17 protein-coding genes are annotated in these 17,675 nt (G+C 67.6%); 2 read left to right on the forward strand and 15 right to left on the reverse strand.

Going from position 1 to position 17,675, the window contains the following annotated elements:
* Positions 1-2 precede the first annotated feature (2 nt).
* From G4Z14_RS16430 to G4Z14_RS16500, 15 genes are all read right to left on the reverse strand, one after another.
* On the reverse strand, positions 3-1,094 hold the full coding sequence (locus G4Z14_RS16430) for a UDP-N-acetylglucosamine--N-acetylmuramyl-(pentapeptide) pyrophosphoryl-undecaprenol N-acetylglucosamine transferase (protein WP_164627681.1): 1,092 nt from the start codon (positions 1,092-1,094) through the stop codon (positions 3-5).
* Positions 1,091-2,254, reverse strand: coding sequence for a putative lipid II flippase FtsW (gene ftsW / locus G4Z14_RS16435; RefSeq protein WP_164627683.1), 1,164 nt, complete (start codon positions 2,252-2,254; stop codon positions 1,091-1,093). The genes G4Z14_RS16430 and ftsW overlap by 4 nt, the downstream gene beginning before the upstream one ends.
* 124 nt (positions 2,255-2,378) lie before the next feature.
* Positions 2,379-2,849 (reverse strand): GFA family protein, encoded by a 471-nt coding sequence (locus G4Z14_RS16440; protein WP_164627685.1) that lies wholly within the window; start codon positions 2,847-2,849, stop codon positions 2,379-2,381.
* Between the two features lie 13 nt (positions 2,850-2,862).
* Complete coding sequence (gene murD / locus G4Z14_RS16445) at positions 2,863-4,263, reverse strand: UDP-N-acetylmuramoyl-L-alanine--D-glutamate ligase (protein WP_164627687.1); 1,401 nt, start codon at positions 4,261-4,263, stop codon at positions 2,863-2,865.
* Between the two features lie 172 nt (positions 4,264-4,435).
* Positions 4,436-5,518: a phospho-N-acetylmuramoyl-pentapeptide-transferase gene (mraY, locus tag G4Z14_RS16450; protein ID WP_164627689.1), complete on the reverse strand. Its 1,083-nt coding sequence runs from the start codon at positions 5,516-5,518 to the stop codon at positions 4,436-4,438.
* A complete protein-coding gene (locus G4Z14_RS16455; protein ID WP_164627761.1) occupies positions 5,518-6,960 on the reverse strand; it encodes a UDP-N-acetylmuramoyl-tripeptide--D-alanyl-D-alanine ligase in 1,443 nt (480 codons plus the stop codon). The genes mraY and G4Z14_RS16455 overlap by 1 nt, the downstream gene beginning before the upstream one ends.
* Entirely contained in the window at positions 6,957-8,456 is a 1,500-nt protein-coding gene (locus G4Z14_RS16460; protein ID WP_164627691.1) for a UDP-N-acetylmuramoyl-L-alanyl-D-glutamate--2,6-diaminopimelate ligase, read from the reverse strand. Before G4Z14_RS16460 ends, G4Z14_RS16455 begins: the two co-directional genes overlap by 4 nt.
* Positions 8,457-8,470: 14 nt before the next feature.
* Positions 8,471-10,261: a peptidoglycan D,D-transpeptidase FtsI family protein gene (locus G4Z14_RS16465; protein WP_164627693.1), complete on the reverse strand. Its 1,791-nt coding sequence runs from the start codon at positions 10,259-10,261 to the stop codon at positions 8,471-8,473.
* Positions 10,258-10,653: a cell division protein FtsL gene (ftsL, locus tag G4Z14_RS16470; protein ID WP_164627695.1), complete on the reverse strand. Its 396-nt coding sequence runs from the start codon at positions 10,651-10,653 to the stop codon at positions 10,258-10,260. The genes G4Z14_RS16465 and ftsL overlap by 4 nt, the downstream gene beginning before the upstream one ends.
* Before the next feature lies 1 nt (position 10,654).
* Entirely contained in the window at positions 10,655-11,662 is a 1,008-nt protein-coding gene (gene rsmH / locus G4Z14_RS16475; RefSeq protein ID WP_164627763.1) for a 16S rRNA (cytosine(1402)-N(4))-methyltransferase RsmH, read from the reverse strand.
* A gap of 4 nt (positions 11,663-11,666) precedes the next feature.
* Complete coding sequence (locus G4Z14_RS16480) at positions 11,667-12,179, reverse strand: division/cell wall cluster transcriptional repressor MraZ (protein WP_164627697.1); 513 nt, start codon at positions 12,177-12,179, stop codon at positions 11,667-11,669.
* 611 nt (positions 12,180-12,790) lie between these two features.
* Positions 12,791-13,414 carry a TetR/AcrR family transcriptional regulator gene (locus G4Z14_RS16485; RefSeq protein WP_321573067.1) on the reverse strand — a complete coding sequence of 208 codons (624 nt, stop codon included), beginning with the start codon at positions 13,412-13,414 and terminating at the stop codon, positions 12,791-12,793.
* Positions 13,411-13,887: a VOC family protein gene (locus G4Z14_RS16490; protein ID WP_164627700.1), complete on the reverse strand. Its 477-nt coding sequence runs from the start codon at positions 13,885-13,887 to the stop codon at positions 13,411-13,413. The genes G4Z14_RS16485 and G4Z14_RS16490 overlap by 4 nt, the downstream gene beginning before the upstream one ends.
* A 13-nt stretch (positions 13,888-13,900) precedes the next feature.
* Positions 13,901-14,371, reverse strand: coding sequence for a VOC family protein (locus G4Z14_RS16495; protein ID WP_164627702.1), 471 nt, complete (start codon positions 14,369-14,371; stop codon positions 13,901-13,903).
* 99 nt (positions 14,372-14,470) lie between these two features.
* Positions 14,471-15,547 (reverse strand): Mrp/NBP35 family ATP-binding protein, encoded by a 1,077-nt coding sequence (locus tag G4Z14_RS16500; protein WP_164627703.1) that lies wholly within the window; start codon positions 15,545-15,547, stop codon positions 14,471-14,473.
* A gap of 281 nt (positions 15,548-15,828) precedes the next feature.
* Between G4Z14_RS16500 and G4Z14_RS16505 the strand changes: the two genes are divergently transcribed.
* Together G4Z14_RS16505 and G4Z14_RS16510 are read left to right on the forward strand one after the other, a co-directional pair.
* The gene (locus G4Z14_RS16505) at positions 15,829-16,047 is read left to right on the forward strand and encodes a DUF1127 domain-containing protein (protein ID WP_164627705.1); all 219 of its coding nucleotides are present in this window, start codon (positions 15,829-15,831) and stop codon (positions 16,045-16,047) included.
* 415 nt (positions 16,048-16,462) lie between these two features.
* Positions 16,463-17,620: a benzoate/H(+) symporter BenE family transporter gene (locus tag G4Z14_RS16510; protein WP_164627707.1), complete on the forward strand. Its 1,158-nt coding sequence runs from the start codon at positions 16,463-16,465 to the stop codon at positions 17,618-17,620.
* The last annotated feature ends 55 nt before the right edge of the window (positions 17,621-17,675 follow it).

The following is a 17,675-nucleotide window of genomic DNA, read 5'->3' on the forward strand; positions in this document are numbered from 1 at the left end:
GTTCAACCCTTTCCTGCAAGCCCCTCGACCAGCGCGACCAGCCGCTGGGTGGCGTCGGGGCGGCCCTGCCCCAAAGCGTTCCGGGCCATCTGTTCCGCCGCTTGCGGCTGACCCAGGATCGCCGCCATGTGGTCTGCCAGCGTCGCCGCGTCAAGCGCCTTTTCCGGGATCAGCACAGCGGCGCCGGCGTCTACCAGACCGCGCGCGTTCGCCGTCTGGTGATCGTCGGTCGCGGCGGCAAAGGGGATCAGCACCGAGGGCCGCCCGATGACCGAAATATCGGCCACCGACGAGGCACCCGAGCGGCTGATGACCAGTTGCGCCTCGGACAGGCGGCGGGGAATGTCGGCGAAGAACGGGGCGATTTCGGCCAGAATGCCCGCCTCTTCATAGGCGGCGACCACGCGGTCCAGATCCTCGGGCCGGGCCTGTTGCGCCACGCGCAGGTGGAGGCGCAGGGCTTCGGGCAGGCGGGCCACCGCCTCGGGGACCACATCGGACAGGATGCGCGCGCCCTGGCTGCCGCCGATCACCACAAGGCTCATCGGATAGTCGCCGGGCGCGATATAGCCCGCTCCCGCCCGCTCCAGCACGGCGGCGCGCACCGGGTTGCCGGTATGCTCGCCCGTCACCCCCTCGGGCAGGGCCGTGGGCCAGGTGCCGCAGGCGATCTTGTGGACACGGGCGGCAAAGAGTTTGTTCACCCGTCCAAGAACGCCATTCTGTTCGTGGATCATCCGCGGGCGGCGGGTGAGGAATGCGGCAGAAAGCGCGGGAATCGTTGGATAACCGCCAAAGCCCACTACAACGGCAGGCCTGTCGGACAGCATCCGGACTGTCGCGCCCAGAATGCCGCCGATGATCTTGAACGGCACCGCCAGTTTGGCGACCGCCCCGCCGCGCGCGAAAGTGCCGGAGCCGGAGACCACCACATCGACCGCCGGCGGGAAGCCGCCGGCATAGCGCGCGCCCCGTTCATCAGTGGAAAGCTTCACCCGCCAGCCGCGCGCGATCATCGCCTCGGCCAGCGCCTGCGCGGGAAACATGTGCCCCCCGGTGCCGCCGGCGGCGATCATGAGCAGGGGCGCGGTCACTTCCGTCCCCGGAAAATGTCGCCCATATGGCCCTGCGGCCGCGACCGGGTCAGCGCCAGCAGCATCCCCACGGTGATGCCCGCCGCGATCACCGACGAGCCGCCATAGCTGACGAAGGGCAGCGTCATGCCCTTGGCCGGCAGAAGCCGCACCGCGACGCCCATGTTGATCATCGCCTGCACCCCGAAGATGCAGGCCAGCCCGGTGCCGGCAAGCCGGGTGAAGGGGTCACGCTCGCGCGTCAGGCGATAGAGCGAGCGCACGGTGATCGCGGCGTAAAGCGCGATGATGACCAGCACCAGCACCAGCCCGTATTCCTCGGCCGCCACCGCGATGATGAAATCGGTGTGCGCGTCCGGCAGCGTCCACTTTACCTGCCCCTCGCCGACACCGACGCCGAAGAAGCCGCCCTCCTGAATGGCGTTGGTGGCATAGCCAAGCTGGCTGCGCGGGTCGATGTCCGAGGCCAGGAAGCCATTGATCCGGCGGGCAAAGTGTTCCGACATGTTATAGGCGGCAAAGCCGCCGACGCCGGCCAGCCCGAGAATGATCCCGATCAGCACCATCGGCGCCCCGGCGACGAAATAGACTACGCCCCAGCCAAAGAGCACCAGCATCGCCTGCCCGAAATCGGGCTGCATCGCCAGAAATCCCACCACCGTCACCGCGATGCCAAACGAGATCAGCTTGCCCGGCGGGCCGTTCAGGTCTTGCGCGGCGGCCATCAGCCAGGCGGTCAGGATGATGAAACCGGGTTTCAGGAACTCGGACGGCTGCACCGAAGCGAAGCCCAGCGAGAACCAGCGCACCGCGCCCTTGCCGAAATCGGTGCCGAAGATCGGCAGCAGGGCCAGCGCGAAGAACGAGAACAGGAAGCCCACGACGCCAAGCCGCCGCACCATGTCGGGCGACATCATCGACACCGCGACCATGGCCGCCATGGCCACCCCGCCAAAGAAAGCCTGCCGCTGGACATAGTGGAAGGGGTCAAGCCCGTTGCGCTCGGCCAGGGGAACCGAGGCCGCCAGCCCCAGAAGCAGGCCGATGGCGAACAGCACCAGAATCGCCGTCATCGACCATTTGTCGATCGTGCCCCACCAACGGGGCAGAACCGGCTCCGCCACCCGACCGGGCATGGAGCCATAGACCATCTCAGTCATGGAAAATCCGCCTGTTTCACGCCTGCTCGATGACCGCCCGGGTTGGCCCCGGATCAGCTGCTGGAAGTCTAGCCAAACAGGGGGCGTTTGGCCAGCGGAAAGGCGGGCGGCGTGACCGGATCGCTCAGCTTGCCGCGCCCTTCGCCCTCATGGCGCGAAAGCGGTCCTGCGCGGTGGCGGGCCACAGCGTCCTGGCCTCGTAGAACGCGGCAAAGGCCGGCACCGCAGGGTCAAGGACGACCCAGGGCAGCCTGGTCGAGGTGAAGATATGCACGTCCGGCGGGCAGGCGGCCGGATCGTCCAGCGTGCCGACGCGGACAAAGGCCGAAAGCCGCCCGCTTCCGGCGTAATGGCTGAACAGCACCACCTTGCAGGCCGGGCAGCGCGCCACCTCCTGACCCTTGCCGCTGGCCGAGGGCAGGCGCTGATAGTCAAGCTCTCCTGTCACCTCCAGCTGGTCCCGTTCGATCAGCGCGTTCAGCGCAAAGGCCGAACCGGTTTCGCGCTGGCACCAGCTGCAATGGCAGCAATGGGTGAACATCGGCCGGTCGAGCAGCCGATAGCGGACCTGTCCGCATGTGCATCCGCCCTGCATGGAGCCCCTCCCTTCAGCCGATCAGCGCCTTCACCCGCGCCGTGAAATCCTCGCCGCGCTTTTCAAAGTTCGGATACTGGTCAAAGCTGGCCGCGGCCGGCGCCAGCAGCACCACCTCGCCCGGCCCGGCCTCGGCCGCGGCGCGGGCGACGGCGCGCTCCATCGTCTCGCAGATTTCATGCGGAGTCTCGCCGATCTGCAAGGCGAAATCGCGGGCGGAATGGCCGATCAGATAGGCCTTCACCACCGAGCCGAGGAAGGGTTCAATGCCGGAAAGCCCGCCATCCTTGCCCATGCCGCCCGCGATCCAGCGGATTTTCTGGAAGGCCTGCAAGGCCTTGGCGGCGCTGTCGACATTGGTGGCTTTGGAATCGTTGATAAAGCGCACCCCGGCCCGTTCCGCGACCAGCTGGCTGCGGTGCGGCAGGCCGGCAAAGGACTGCAACGCCCCCTCGATCAGCTTCGGCGCCAGGCCAAGGCTGCGGCAGGCGGCATAAGCGGCACAGGCGTTCTGGTGGTTGTGGGCGCCGGGCAGGCCCGCGACCTCGCGCAGGTCGATCGAGGCCACCTGCTTGCCGCGCCGCCATTCGGCGAGAAAGCCCTTACGGGCAAAGACCGACCAGCCGAAGCCTTCCAGCTTTTGCCCCGAGGACACCCGGATCACCCGGTCATCGCCCGGCCCCATCGCCAGCTGGTTGGCCAGAAAGCGCCCCTCGACCTCATCCACCCCCACCACGGCCCGGTCCGGCCCGCCCTCGGCAAAGAGCCGGCGCTTGGCGGCGAAATAGCCGCCGATGCCGTTGTGGCGATCAAGGTGATCGGGCGAAAGATTGGTGAACACCGCCACATCCGGCGTCAGCGCCCGGGCGAGATCGGTCTGGTAGGAGGACAGTTCCAACACCACCACCTCACCATCCTGCGGCGGGTCGATGGAGAGAACCCCCTTGCCGATATTGCCCGCCATCTGCGTCGGCCGTCCCGCGACCTGCAGGATGTGGTGGATCAGCGCCGTCGTGGTCGACTTGCCGTTCGAGCCGGTGATGCACACGACCTTGGGCGGAGTTTCGAAATCGTCCCAGGCGGCGCTGCCGAACGAGCGGAAGAACAGGCCGATGTCATTGTCCACCGGAATCCCCAGTTCCAGCGCGCGGGCGATCACCTTGTTGGGCGACGGGTAAAGATGCGGAATGCCCGGCGAGGTGACAAGGCAGACCGCCTCGTCCAGCACGCCATTGCGGGTCAGGTCGACGCAGGCAAAGCCCTCGGCCTCGGCCTTGGCGCGGGCCTCGGGGCTGTCGTCCCACAGAAGCGGCTCCGCCCCGCCCGCCTTCAGCGCGGCCGCCGTGGCAAGGCCCGAACGGCCAAGACCCAGCACCGCGACCTTCTGGCCGGAAAAACCTTTGACGGGCAGCATGGGCATCCTCCGCTGGTCACTCGTCCCGGGGATAAGCCAAGGCCGCGATCAACGGAAGGGCCAGTCGGAATTCGGCGCGAATTCCGGGGCGATTTCTGGCGCAGAAATCGCAGCCTGCGGGGCCAGCGGAATTTGCGCCAAATTCCGTTGCGATTTCCGCGCCGGAAATCGCCTACCGCACCTTCAGCGTCGCCAGCCCGATCATCGCAAGGATCAGCGAGATGATCCAGAAGCGGATGACGATCTGCGGCTCGGCCCAGCCCTTCTTTTCAAAGTGGTGGTGGATCGGCGCCATCAGGAACACCCGGCGGCCGGTGCGCTTGAAATAGGCGACCTGGATGATGACGCTCAGCGCCTCGACCACGAAAAGCCCGCCGACAATCGCCAGCACGACCTCATGCTTGGCACAGACTGCGATTGCCCCCAGCGCCCCCCCCAGGGCCAGCGCCCCGGTGTCGCCCATGAACACCGCTGCCGGCGGGGCGTTGTACCACAGGAATCCCAGCCCCGCGCCAAAGAGGGCGGCGGTGAAGATCAGCAGTTCCCCGGTGCCCGGCACGAAATGCACGCCGAGATATTCCGAGAAGTTGTAGTTGCCGACGACATAGGAAATCACCCCCAGCGTGGCCCCCGCAATCATCACCGGCATGATCGCTAGCCCGTCGAGCCCGTCGGTGAGGTTCACCGCATTGGCCGCGCCGACGATCACGAACATGCCGAAAGGGATGTAGAACAGGCCAAGCCCGATCAGCGCGTCCTTGAAGAATGGCAGCGCCAGCTGGTTCGTGAGCGCGGTCGGGTGAAAACTGGCGGCGGCATAGCTTGCCAGCGCCGCGATCACCAGACCGGCCAGCATCCGCGCCTTGCCCGAGACGCCCTTGGTGTTCTGCTTCGTCACCTTGGCATAGTCGTCGGCAAAACCGATGAGACCGAAGGCCAGCGTCACCAGAAGCGTGATCCAGACATAGGGGTTGTCGAGCCGCGCCCACAGAAGCGTGGAGAACACCAGCGCCGACAGGATGAGAAGGCCCCCCATGGTGGGCGTGCCGACCTTGGCCAGATGGCTTTGCGGGCCATCATCGCGGATCGGCTGGCCCTTGCCCTGCTTGCGGCGCAGCATGTCGATCAGCGGCCGGCCAAACAGGAACCCGAAGATCAGCGCGGTGGCAAAGGCCATGCCGGCGCGGAAGGTGATGTAGCGGAAGAGGTTGAAGACGTCCCCGCCGTCCGAGAACTCGGTGAGCCAATAGAGCATTACGCCTCTCCCTGTGTCGACGCGGCTGGTTGCCCCAACTTGCGCAGGGCGTCAACCACCAGCGATACCTTGATGCCCTTTGAGCCCTTGACCAGCACGATGTCACCGGCATCGGCCAGCGTGCGGGCGCGCGGCAGAAGCTCGGCGGCGGTTTCCACCCAGTCGCCGCGCTGGTGGCGCGGCAGCGCGGCATGCAGCGCCCGCATCCGCGGCCCGACGCAATGGATCACGTCGATGGCGGCAAGGCCGGGGGTTTCGGCGATGGCGGCGTGCAGGTCGATTTCGGTCCGGCCCAGTTCCAGCATGTCGCCGAGGATGGCGATGCGGCGGCCCTTGGCGCGGGCGCCGACGCCATCGCGCGGCGTAGCCACGATCAGCACTTCCAGACTGGCCCGCATCGAGGCCGGATTGGCGTTGAAGGCGTCGTCGATGAGGTCGAAGGCGGTTTCTTCGACCACGTCCAGCACGATCCGCTCGCGCGTGCCGCGACCGGCGGGCGGGTGCCAGCGACCAAGGTCGGTGGCGGCGATCACCGGATCAAGGCCGAGCGCATCGGCGACGGCCAGCGCGCCCAATCCGTTCAGCGCAAAATGGCGGCCGGGGGAGAGTACCTTGTAAAGCAGGGGCATTCCGCCGCGGGTCGCCTGCACCACAGTGGTGGTGTCGCCGATCTGGATCCCGGTCAGCCGGTAGTCGGCAGTCTCGGTCTCGCCGAAGGTCCGCAGCGCCGCGCCGGTGCTTTCGGCCTTGGCGAACAGGATCGGGCTGACCGGCAGGCCCGCGGGCAGCACGGCGGTACCACCGGGCTCCAGCCCGTCAAGGATGGCGGCCTTTTCATGGGCGATGCCTTCGAGATTGCGGAACGCCTCGAGATGGGCCGGGGCGACGGTGGTGATCATCACCACATGCGGCCGCGCCAGCCGGGCCAGCGGGGCAATCTCGCCGGGGTGGTTCATGCCGATCTCGATCACCGCGAAATCGGCGTCCTGCGGCAGCCGCGCCAGCGTCAAGGGCACGCCCCAATGGTTGTTGTAGCTGGCCTCGGCGGCATGGACGCGGCCCTGCCCGCCCAGCACCACCCGCAGCATTTCCTTGGTCGAGGTCTTGCCGACCGAACCGGTGACGCCCACGACCTTGGCCCCCGCCCGCGCCCGTGCGGCGCGGCCCATATCCTCAAGCGCCGTCAGCACGTCGCCCACGACGAGAAGCGGCGCACCTGCGGCGAGGCCCTCGGGGATGCGGCTGACCAGCGCGGCGGCAGCGCCCTTTGCCAGCGCGGCGGCAACAAAATCATGGCCGTCGCGCACATCCTTCAATGCCACGAACAGATCGCCGGCCTTCAGCGTACGGGTGTCGATCGACACGCCGGTCGCCTGCCAGTCGGCGGTGCTGCGCCCGCCGGTGGCGGCAACGGCGGCGGCAGAGGTCCAGAGCGCCATCAGATCACCCCATCCAGGGCGGCAACCGCGATGCTGGCCTGTTCCACGTCGTCAAAGGGGTAGACCTGCCCCTGAATGGTCTGGCCGGTCTCATGCCCTTTGCCGGCAATCAGCAACGCATCGCCCGGACCGAGTGCGTCGACCCCCAGCAGGATCGCCTCGGCGCGGTCGCCCACCTCATTGGCGTCGGGACAGGCTGCAAGGACGGCGGCGCGGATGGTTGCGGGCTCTTCCGAGCGCGGGTTGTCGTCGGTGACATAAAGCACATCGGCATGGGCGCGGGCCGCAGCCCCCATCAGCGGGCGCTTGGTGGTGTCGCGGTCGCCGCCGGCGCCAAAGACGATGACGATCCGGCCCATGACATGCGGGCGCAGCGCCTTCAGCGCGGTTTCGATGGCGTCGGGCGTATGGGCGTAATCGACATAGACCGCCGCGCCGTTCTTGCGCGTGGCGGCAAGCTGCATCCGGCCCCGAACGCCGGTAAGTTGCGGCAAGACGGCGAAGACATCGCGCGGGGCCGCGCCGGCGGCAATCGCCAGCCCGGCGGCGACCAGCACGTTTTCGGCCTGAAAGCCGCCGACGAGATTGAGGTGCAGCTGGAACGGCTCGCCCTTCCAGTCAAAGCGCAGGTCCTGGCCCGTGGCGTCATAGCGCTGGCCGGTGATGCGCAGATCCGCCAGCGGGTCGCGGCCGATGGCGAGGGTTTTCAGCCCGCGTTCTTCGGCCAGCGCCAGCATTTCGGCCCCGCCGGCGCCGTTGAGGTTCACCACCGCCGTGCCATCCTCGGGCAGGAGCCGGGTGAAGAGGGCGGCCTTGGCGTCGGCATAGGCCTCCATCGTGTGATGATAGTCGAGATGGTCCTGCGTCAGGTTGGTGAAGCCCGCCGCCTTCAGCCGCACCCCGTCAAGCCGGCGCTGGTCAAGCCCGTGGCTTGAGGCCTCCATCGCCGCATGGGTGACGCCCGCCGCGGCGGCCTCGGCCAGCATGGCCTGCAGGGTAATCGGGTCGGGGGTGGTGTGGCTCGAGGGCGCGGCCCAGGCGCCTTCGACGCCGGTGGTGCCGATGTTGATCGCGGCATGGCCAAGCGCCATCCAGATCTGCCGGGTGAAGGTGGCCACGGATGTCTTGCCGTTGGTGCCGGTGACGGCGACCATGGTGGCGGGCTGCGCGCCGAACCACAGTGCCGCGGCATAGGCCAGCGCCTCGCGCGGATCGCCGGCGACGATCAGCGCGGCGGAACTGCCCTCCAGCGCCTCGGCGGCCAGTTTCGCGCCCTCGGCATCGGTCAGGATGGCGGCGGCCCCCATGCGCAGCGCCGGGCCGATGAACTCGGCGCCATGCCAGCGTGCCCCGGGAAGGGCGGCGAAAAGCATGCCGTCCTTCACCGCGCGGCTGTCGACGGTCAGGCCGGAGATGCGCGGGTCACGCCCGGAACGGGCGGTCAGACCCAGTTCGGAAAGATGTTTGCCTGCCGCCGTGCCCGATCCCGCGCCCGCCATGGTGCCCTCTGGTTCTATTGCTTGACGGCAGTTAGCCCATCAAGCGGCTGGGGTGCAATGGCCGGGCGCAGGCCCAGAAGCGGCGCGGTGCGGCGCACGATCTCGGCCGCGACCGGGACCGAGGTCCAGCCGGCGGTGCGGCGAACCTCGGGGCCGGTGCGGTCCACCGGCTCGTCAAGGGTCACGATCAGGACGTATTTCGGCGCCTCGGCGGGAAAGACCGAGGCGAAGGTGTTGACCACCTTGTCGTCATAATAGCCGCCGCCGCGTTTCGGCTTGTCGGCGGTGCCGGTTTTGCCGGCAATGGCGTATTCATCCATCTTCGCCATCGAGGCCGTGCCATCCGTCACCACCCGGCGCAGCATCATCACCGCATCCGCCGCCACCTGCTGCGAGACCACGCGCGGCCCAGCCATCGGCGCGGCGCGGTGCAGAAGCGTCGGCGTCACCTTGGTGCCGCCATTGGCCAGCGTGGCGTAGGCCGCGGCCAGGTTCAGCGGGCTGGAGGACATGCCATGCCCGAACGAGGCCGTCACCGTCACCACATCGGGCCATTTCTTCGGCACCAGCGGCCGGGCGCCGGGGGCTTCGACCAGCTCGACCGGCGAGGCGTCCAGCAGACCCAGCGATTTCAGGAACGGCTTTTGCCGCTCGCCGCCGATCATCAACGCGATATGGCCGGTGCCGATGTTCGACGACAGCTCGATCACCTCGGCCACGGTCTTGGTCGGGCCGTAGTTGTGGTTGTCGAATTCCGAAAAGCGCTTCTTGCCGACTGAAAGGCTTTGGGTGTTGATCGGCGTGTCGGGGGTCACAAGACCGAGTTCCATCGCCTGCGCGGCGGCGAAGATCTTGAAGGTGGAGCCAAGTTCGTACACGCCCTGCACTGCGCGGTTGAACAGCGGGCTGTCGCCGGGTTCGGCGTTGGGATCGGCCAGCGGGTTCGGGCGGTCGTTCGGGTCGAAGGCGGGGTAAGAGGCCAGCGCGGCAATCTCGCCCGTATGCACATCCATCAGGATCACCGCGCCGCCCTTGGCCTCGTATTGCCGGACGCCGGTTGCCAGAACCTCTTCGATGGTGGCCTGAACCGTCAGGTCCAGCGACAGTTCCAGCGGCTCGCCCGCCTGCGCCGGATCGCGCAGCCGCGCGTCCAGCGCCTTTTCGATGCCCGCCGTGCCGATCACCTCGGCGCGGTCCACCCCTTCGGCCCCGAAGGAGGCGCCGCCAAGCACATGGGCGGCCAGCTGGCCATTGGGATAAAGCCGCATCTCGCGCGGGCCGAACAAGAGGCCGGGATCGCCGATCTCATGCACCAGCTGCATCTGCTCGGGTGACATCACCTTGCGCACCCACAGGAAGCTGCGGCCATCGGTGAAGCGGCGCTCCAGCGTGGCTGCATCAAGCTCGGGGAAGATCGCCGCCAGCTCGCGCGCAACGCGGGCCGGGTCGATCAGGTCCTTGGTCTGCACATAAAGCGCGTGCGTCAGCATGTTGGTGGCCAGCACCCGGCCGTTGCGGTCGACGATATCGGCCCGGCCCTGCGCGATGTTGACCCCAGTGCCCGCCGTGCGCGGCTCCATCGGTTCGGACGCGGCCAGCATGCCCATGCGGGCGCCAACCACGGTGAAGGCCGAGAAGAAGCACATGCACAGGAACAAAAGCCGCAACTGCGCCCGGCCCCGCGCGCGGTCGCGGATGACCTCGTGGCGCTGGCGCAGGTTCTCGCGCTCGATCGCGTCGGGGTTCGCTCCGGTGGCGCGGGCGTGCAGGATGCGGGCAAGCGGGCGAAGCGGCGTGCGGATCATGGGGTTTGCACCTCGGGGTCGGCGTTCAGCGTGCCGGAGACATCCACCGGCTTGCCAAGGCCCAGATTGATCGTCCCCTCCATCACCCCGTCGGCCAGCGAAGGCGGCGCGGGATAGGCGACATCGGTGGTCCGGCCGAACTGATGCGGCTCCATCGGCATCAGGCCAAGCCGGTCAAAGTTCGCCACCACCAGATCGCGCAACCGGTCGGGGCGGTTGAGATAGGCCCATTCGGCGCGCTGGATGGCCAGCGATTCATGCAGCGAGGCAATTTCGTCCTGCAGGTTCGCCACCTCACGCAGCGCGGTCTGCGTGGTGTAATTCTCGCGGTAGGCCCAGAAGCCAAGGCCGAGAACGGCAAGGAAGGACAGCACATACAGCAGCGGGCGCATCTCAGCGGCGTCCTTTCTTCGGAGGGGCAAGCTGCGGCACGCCCAGATCGGCGGGGTTAAGGCGCTTGGCCGGGGCTTCGGTGCGGATCGCCACGCGGAGTTTGGCGCTGCGGGCGCGCGGGTTGGCGGCCAGTTCCGCCTCATCCGGGCCGGTGGCGCGGCGCGTCAGCAGCGTGAAGCGTGCGGTCTGGTCGGCGCGGGCGGGCGCATAGCGGTTGGCATTGGCCTCATGGCCGCTCGCCAGTTGCAGGAAGCGCTTGACGATGCGGTCCTCAAGGCTGTGGAAGGTGACGACCGCCAGCTTGCCGCCGGGTTTCAGCGCGCGTTCCGCCGCCATCAGCCCCTCGACCAGTTCGCTGAATTCGGCATTCACCGCGATGCGGATCGCCTGAAAGCTGCGGGTTGCCGGGTGGCTTTGGCCGGGCTTTGGACGCGGCAGGCATTTGGCCACGATTTCCGCCAGTTGCAGCGTGGTCTCAAACGGTGCGCGGCTGCGGGCCTCGACAATGGCGCGGGCGATGCGGCGCGAGGCATGCTCCTCGCCGTAAAGGTAAAGGATGTCGGCCAGCACCGCCTCGTCCGCCGTGTTCACCAGATCGGCAGCCGTCGGCCCGTCCTGCGCCATGCGCATGTCCAGCGGTCCGTCCTTCTGGAAGGAAAAGCCGCGATGGGCCTGGTCGAGCTGCATCGACGACACGCCCAGATCCAGTACGATACCGTCCAGAAGGCTGTCCGCGTAGGTATCCAGGTCCGAGAAGTTGCCCACCACCAGCCGCAGCCGGTCGCCATATTCGCCCGCCCATTCCGCCGCCATCTCCAGCGCCAGCGGGTCGCGGTCGACACCGATGACGCAGGCCGCGCCGGCAGCCAGAAGCCCTTTTGTATAGCCCCCCGCCCCGAAGGTGCCGTCAAGCCAGAGGCCGGAAACCGGCGCCACGGCGGCGAGAAGCGGGGTCAGCAGAACCGGGATGTGCGGGGCGCGGTCTGGCAGGGCTGCGCTGTGGGACATGGCCTTACCCGCCCCGCGATGCGCGCCCCACAAGGGCCAGCGGATCAATGCCGTCGTCATCGTCGTCTTCGGCCAGCTCCGCCTCATAGACCTCACGGCGATAGAGCTTGAAGCGGTTGGTGAACCCGGCAAAGGCGGCCTCGCCGCCGCCGGTCAGGTCATCACCCAGAAAGCCCATCTTCTCGCGCACCTTGGGCGGCAACACGATGCGGCCATCCGGCTCGACCTCGATCATCACCGAGCGGGAGATCAGGTCGCGTTCGGCACGGTCGCGTTCGGGGCTGCCCAGTTCCATCGCCTCGATCCGGGCCGCCAGCGCATCCGCGCCCACGCGCGAATAGCATTCGACGAAGCGGCGGTTCTTGCCGCCATAGACCATGTAGACGCGGGCGCGCGGATTGGTTTCCGAGGTGGGATCTTCGGCTTCGAGGATGCGGCGGAAGGCGGCCGGGATGGATACCCGGGCCTTGCTGTCTACCTTCTGGTAGAACTCGCCTCTGAACGCCTCGCTCGCCATTGGCCTTGCGGCTCCACTCAGGGGGCGGATGCCCCGAAATAGAAAAGGCGGACCGGGTTGCTGCCACTACCCGATCCGCCACTGTCCCATCGCTGGGCGTCCTACGCGCTTGCCACCTGGGGGAGATGTCTGCTCGCTCGCGCGCCGGATCTCTGATGTCGTCAGACGAAGGCGGTTGCCTGTATGAGCCTGTCTTTTTCGCCTTGTTCGGGGTCTTGCGCCGCCCCTCGCGTTTTGTTGACCGTCTCGTCTTTCGATACACAAGGGATGCCATGGGATTGCATGGGAAGCAATGGAAAAGTTTGGGAAAAGCTGGGCAGATCTTGTGTCGAAGGCGCGTGAACCTCAGGGCTTTGTGGTACGAGCAAACGGGCCGATGCAATGGCTAGAGATCAAGTCGCGGTAAGCATCTAGATATAGTGTAGCCATGCGCCACGCTGACTCCCCCCATCAATTCCCATATTTTTCGCACCAGCGCTGGGCCATGAGAAACAAAGGCGGAACATTTCTGTGAAAACCGCGGATGAAACCGACCGAATGCCAAAGCCCGCCCCCGGAAAGCGGTCCTTTCCCGTGATTTCCCATGGAAGTGATTCGCGGGCTGCCCCGGTCTAGCGCCCGAACAGCAGCCGCAGATAGCGCTCCAGATGGTCCAGCGCCTCGCGCGCCGGGCGCGCGTCGTTCTCGGCCTTGGCAAGGATGATGCCGCCCTGCACCGCGACCTGGAACTGCCGGGCAAGGCTTTCCGCCGTCACGCCCGGCACCGGATGGGCGGCCAGCGCCGCCTCCAGATGGGCGCGGACATGCCCGGCGCCGGAGGCAAGACTGTTGCGCGCCGCCTCGCGCATCGCGGCAGAGGTGTCGAACACCTCTTGCACCGTAGTGCCGGCAACGCAGGTGAACTCGGGCAACGGCATGGACAAGAGCGTACGGCGCAGCTCGATATAGGCGATCAGCCGGTCAAAGGGATCGGCCGCGGCGTTGTAGGGATGGGCGGCGAACATCGCGCCGGTGGTTTCGGTCCAGTCCTCGATCAAGGCGACGCCAAGACCCTCCTTGCTGGCGAAGTGGTGAAAGAAGGCGCCCTTCGTCACCCCGGCGGCAGCGCAAAGCTCATCGACCGAGGTCGCGGCAAAACCCTTGCGGCGCACGAGGTCACGCGCGGCCGCGATCAGCCGCGCCCGCGCCGACCCCCGCGGCGCGCGCCTTGTTGCCTGAGACTGGCCGTCTTTCACGCCCCCGCCTTTCCTTCCGCCGTTTCCCACAGCGCCGGATCGGGGGTCAGCACCGCCCATTTCAGGCCGAAAGGATCCGCCAGCAGACCCCAGGTGTCGCCCCAGAACTGCCGCTCATAGGGGGCGAGGATGGTGCAGCCGGCGTTGACGGCACGGTCCCACCACGCCTGCCCGTCGGGCACCACAAGTTGCAGATGGCCGCGCGGCAGGGGCGCACCGCCGGCCTGCGCACCGGACATGTCGTCATAGTCGGTCAGCATCAGCGCCCCTCCATTGATGGCCAGCTGCATGTGCATGAACTGCCCGGGGGCGTTTTCCATCGGCATCGAGCCGATGTCGCGGGCAGCAAAGGCGCGGGTGTAGAAATCACGCGCCTCTCCGCATTTGCCGGACAGGCCGAGATAAGGGATGACGCCCTGCATCAGCCGGTCGTCGGGGCGATAGCGCTGCTCGGCGGGGATGTCGTTCGGCATGGGAACCTCCGGTTCAGATCGCGGCCCTGATGGCGGCGAGATCAAGTTTGCGCATGGTCATCATGGCGGCCATGGCACGGCGCGACACCACAGGGTCCGGGTTCATCGTCAGCTGCATCACCCCGTCGGGCACGATCTGCCACGACAGGCCAAAGCGGTCTTTCAGCCAGCCGCACTGGCTTTCGGCGCCCCCGTCCACCGTGAAGGCCGCCCAAAGCCGGTCGGCCTCGGCCTGATCGGGCGTCACCACCATGATCGAGACACATTCGGTCTGCGGAAAATACGGGCCGGCGTCGAGGATCTGATAGGGCACGCCGTTCAGGGTAAAGTCGATCACGTCGAAATGGTGGGTGCCATCGGGGCCGCCCTCGTCGCTGGCAAAGGTGCTGTCGATGCGGGAGTTGGGGATCAGGCCGCAATAGAAGCGCGCCGCCTCCCGGCCCCGGCCGTTGAACCACAAGACAGTGCGAATGGGATGGGTCATGCGATCACCTCCTGATGTCGCAAGACAATACCAACCAGTCGGTATGTCAATCAACCGATTCTCTTGCCCTCCGCGCAGGCGGCAAAGGACAGGAGAGGTTCAGGCCACGCCCTGCGCGACCAGCCCCCTGGCAATGCGGGCATAGGCATCGGCGGCGGGGCCAGCAGTGGCGGCGACGGGGGTGCCGGCGTCGCCGGCCAACCGGACCTCCAGCGCAAGGGGCAGCTCCCCCAGGAAGGGCAGACCGAGCTTTGCCGCCTCGGCCGCCACGCCGCCGTGGCCGAACAGATGCGCCTCATGGCCGCAGTTCGGGCAGACATAGGTGGACATGTTTTCCACCAGCCCGAGGATCGGGGTTTTCAGCTTGTGGAACATGTCGATGGCCTTGCGGGCATCAAGCAGCGCCACATCCTGCGGGGTGGAGACGACGATCGCGCCATCCAGTTTCGTGCGCTGGCCAAGGGTCAGCTGCACATCCCCGGTTCCCGGCGGCAGGTCGATGATCAGAACGTCAAGCTCTCCCCACAGCACCTGCCCCAGAAGCTGCTGCATCGCTCCCATCAGCATCGGGCCGCGCCAGATCACCGCTTCGTCCTCCTTGAGCATCAGCCCCATCGACATGACGGTGACGCCATGGGCGCGCAGCGGTTCGATCATCTTGCCATCGGGCGAGGCCGGGCGTTTGGAGACCCCCATCATCCGGGCCTGGCTGGGGCCGTAGATGTCGGCGTCCAGCAGACCGACCCGCCGCCCCTGCCGCGCCAGCGCCACCGCGAGGTTCGAGGCGACGGTGGATTTGCCCACGCCGCCCTTGCCCGAGCCCACCACCAGAATCCGCGCCACGCCCGGCACCGGCTGCGGGCCGGGGGCGGTCTGCGGCGTCGGGTGGCCGCCGATCTTCAGGCTGGGCGGCGGCGGGGCCTTGGGCGCCGGGCCGTGGGCCGTCATCACGATCTGAACCGAGGTGGCCCCTGCGGCGCGCAGCGCGGCTTCGGCCTGCGCCTGCACCGGGGCCAGCGCGCGGGCCTCGTCCGGGGTTGCGGTTTCGATGACGAATCGCACCGTGCCGCCCTCGACCGACAGCGCCCGCACCAGATCACGGCTGACCAGATCGCCGCCGCCCGGACAGGCAATCCCCGCCAGAACCTTTTGCACGCCCGCCATATCCAGTGCCATCGCCGCCCCCTTCGCCTTTTCGATCCGCCTTTGATTTTGGCACAGTTGTGCGTCAGGAGGCAAAGGGCAAGATGCCGTTGACCAAATGCTCAAATATTCATCGAAGATATTGGGAAACATGACATTTTCGTGAACTCCAGCCATGCGGTCGCTGCATGGCGGCATTGCGGCAAGGGGATATTGTGCAGTTGCAGCATTTGCCCCATGTTTGCCCTAACGAAACGAAGCGGACGATCTGAGCAATCAGGACCGGCTTCGGAAAACTGAAAGTAGAGGCCGTCATGGCATATGTGAATTCCACCTTCCGCGCCGATGCGCTGTCGTTCCGCGATCTGATCGCCCACCCGTTCGCCGCGCTGCACCTGATGGCCCAGCGTCGTCGCGTCTATGTGCAGACCGTGACCGAGCTTGGCGCTTTGTCTGACCGTGATCTGGCCGATCTGGGCCTGCACCGCTCGATGATCCGCGCGGTCGCCAAGGATGCGGCCTACGGCAAATAAGACCCCCTGACTGGGCCCCTCCTCCCAATCAGGGCCCTGTTCAAGGCGCGGCGGCGCCGATCCTCCTCCCCGGCCCGCCGCCTTTTCATTCCCTTCGACCGGCCCTCTCCTCCTCCCTCGGGCCGATCGGATCAGCGGCACCCCCTCTCCTCCTCCCTCGGGGGTGCCGCGCCCGAATAGCAGACGGCCCTTTCCTCCTCCCTCGGGGCCGGATGCCATGGCGGCGGTTCATCCTCCCTTGAACCCCCGCCCCCCTATCCGCTGGCCCACTCCTCCTCCCTCGGGCCAACCGGACATGCGGCGACCCCTCTCCTCCTCCCTCGGGGTCGCCGCCTCCCCCTCCCGCTCCCCTTGCAACCCGCGAGGCGCCCCGCGATAGTCGCCCGAAAGCGGGGCCCGAAGGCGGGGGCAGTCCATGCAGGCATCTGTGATTTCCGCGGCGCTGGTCGCCGCGCTGGTCGGCTATGGCTCGACCATCGCGCTCGTGCTGTCGGCAGCGGCAGCGGTGGGGGCGACGGCGGCGCAGGCGGGCTCGTGGGTCTTTGCCATCTGCCTGGCCAAGGCGGCCGGATCGGCACTGTTGTCGCTGTGGAAGCGCGTGCCGGTGGTGCTGGCCTGGTCCACGCCCGGCGCAGCACTGATTGCCGCGACCAGCGGGATTTCGATGCCCGAGGCAGTGGGTGCCTTCGTGCTGGCGGGCCTTCTGATTGCAGCGACCGGCGCGATCAGACCGCTTGGGCGGCTGGTGGCGCTGATCCCGGACGGGGTGGCGGCGGGGATGCTGGCGGGGGTCCTCCTGCCTTTTTGCCTGAAGGGCGCAGGTGCTGCGCAAGCCCTGCCGGCGCTGGTCTTTCCCATGGTCGCGGTCTTTGCGCTGGTGCGGCTGAAGAACCCGGCGCTGGCGGTTCTGGCGGCGCTTGGCCTTGGGCTGGTGCTGGCCTTTGGCTTTGGCCAAGCGCTGCCCCCCGCGGCAAGCCTGCCCCTGCCCGGCCTGCCCCTGCCCAGCCTGACCGTCATCGCGCCCGAATTGCGGCTGGACGTGCTGCTGGGCCTTGGCGTGCCCTTGTATCTTGTGACCATGGCTTCGCAGAACCTGCCGGGCTTTGCCACGCTGCGCGCCCATGGCTATGAGCCGCCGGTGCGGGCGGGGCTGGTGACGACGGGGATCCTGTCGGCGATTTCAGGGCTTTTCGGCGCCCATACCACCAGCATGGCGGCCATCACCGCGGCGATCTGCATGGGGCCGGACACCCACCCCGAGCCGCACAGGCGCTGGATGGCGGGGGTGGTCTATGCCGGGTTCTGGGCCGCGCTTGGCCTTGGCAGCCCGGCAATCCTGTCGGTGCTGACCGCCCTGCCGCCGGCGCTGATGGTGGCGCTCGTGGCGCTGGCGCTGCTTGGCCCGCTGACGGGCGCGCTGAGCGGGGCCTTTGCCATGCCGGAAACCCGCTTTGCCGCCACGGTGACGCTGGCTGTGACCGCAAGCGGGGTGGCCGCCTTTGGCATCGGGGCGGCGTTCTGGGGTCTTGTGGCGGGGCTTGTGGTTCAGGGCATGGAAAAACTCCGCGCCTGACCGCTCCTCGGGCGTCTTCGACGTCTCGTCGCGCGACGCCCACGACGAGCGACGA

Source organism: Tabrizicola oligotrophica (assembly GCF_011008935.1).
In the GTDB taxonomy this organism is placed as follows: Bacteria; Pseudomonadota; Alphaproteobacteria; order Rhodobacterales; family Rhodobacteraceae; genus Tabrizicola_A; species Tabrizicola_A oligotrophica.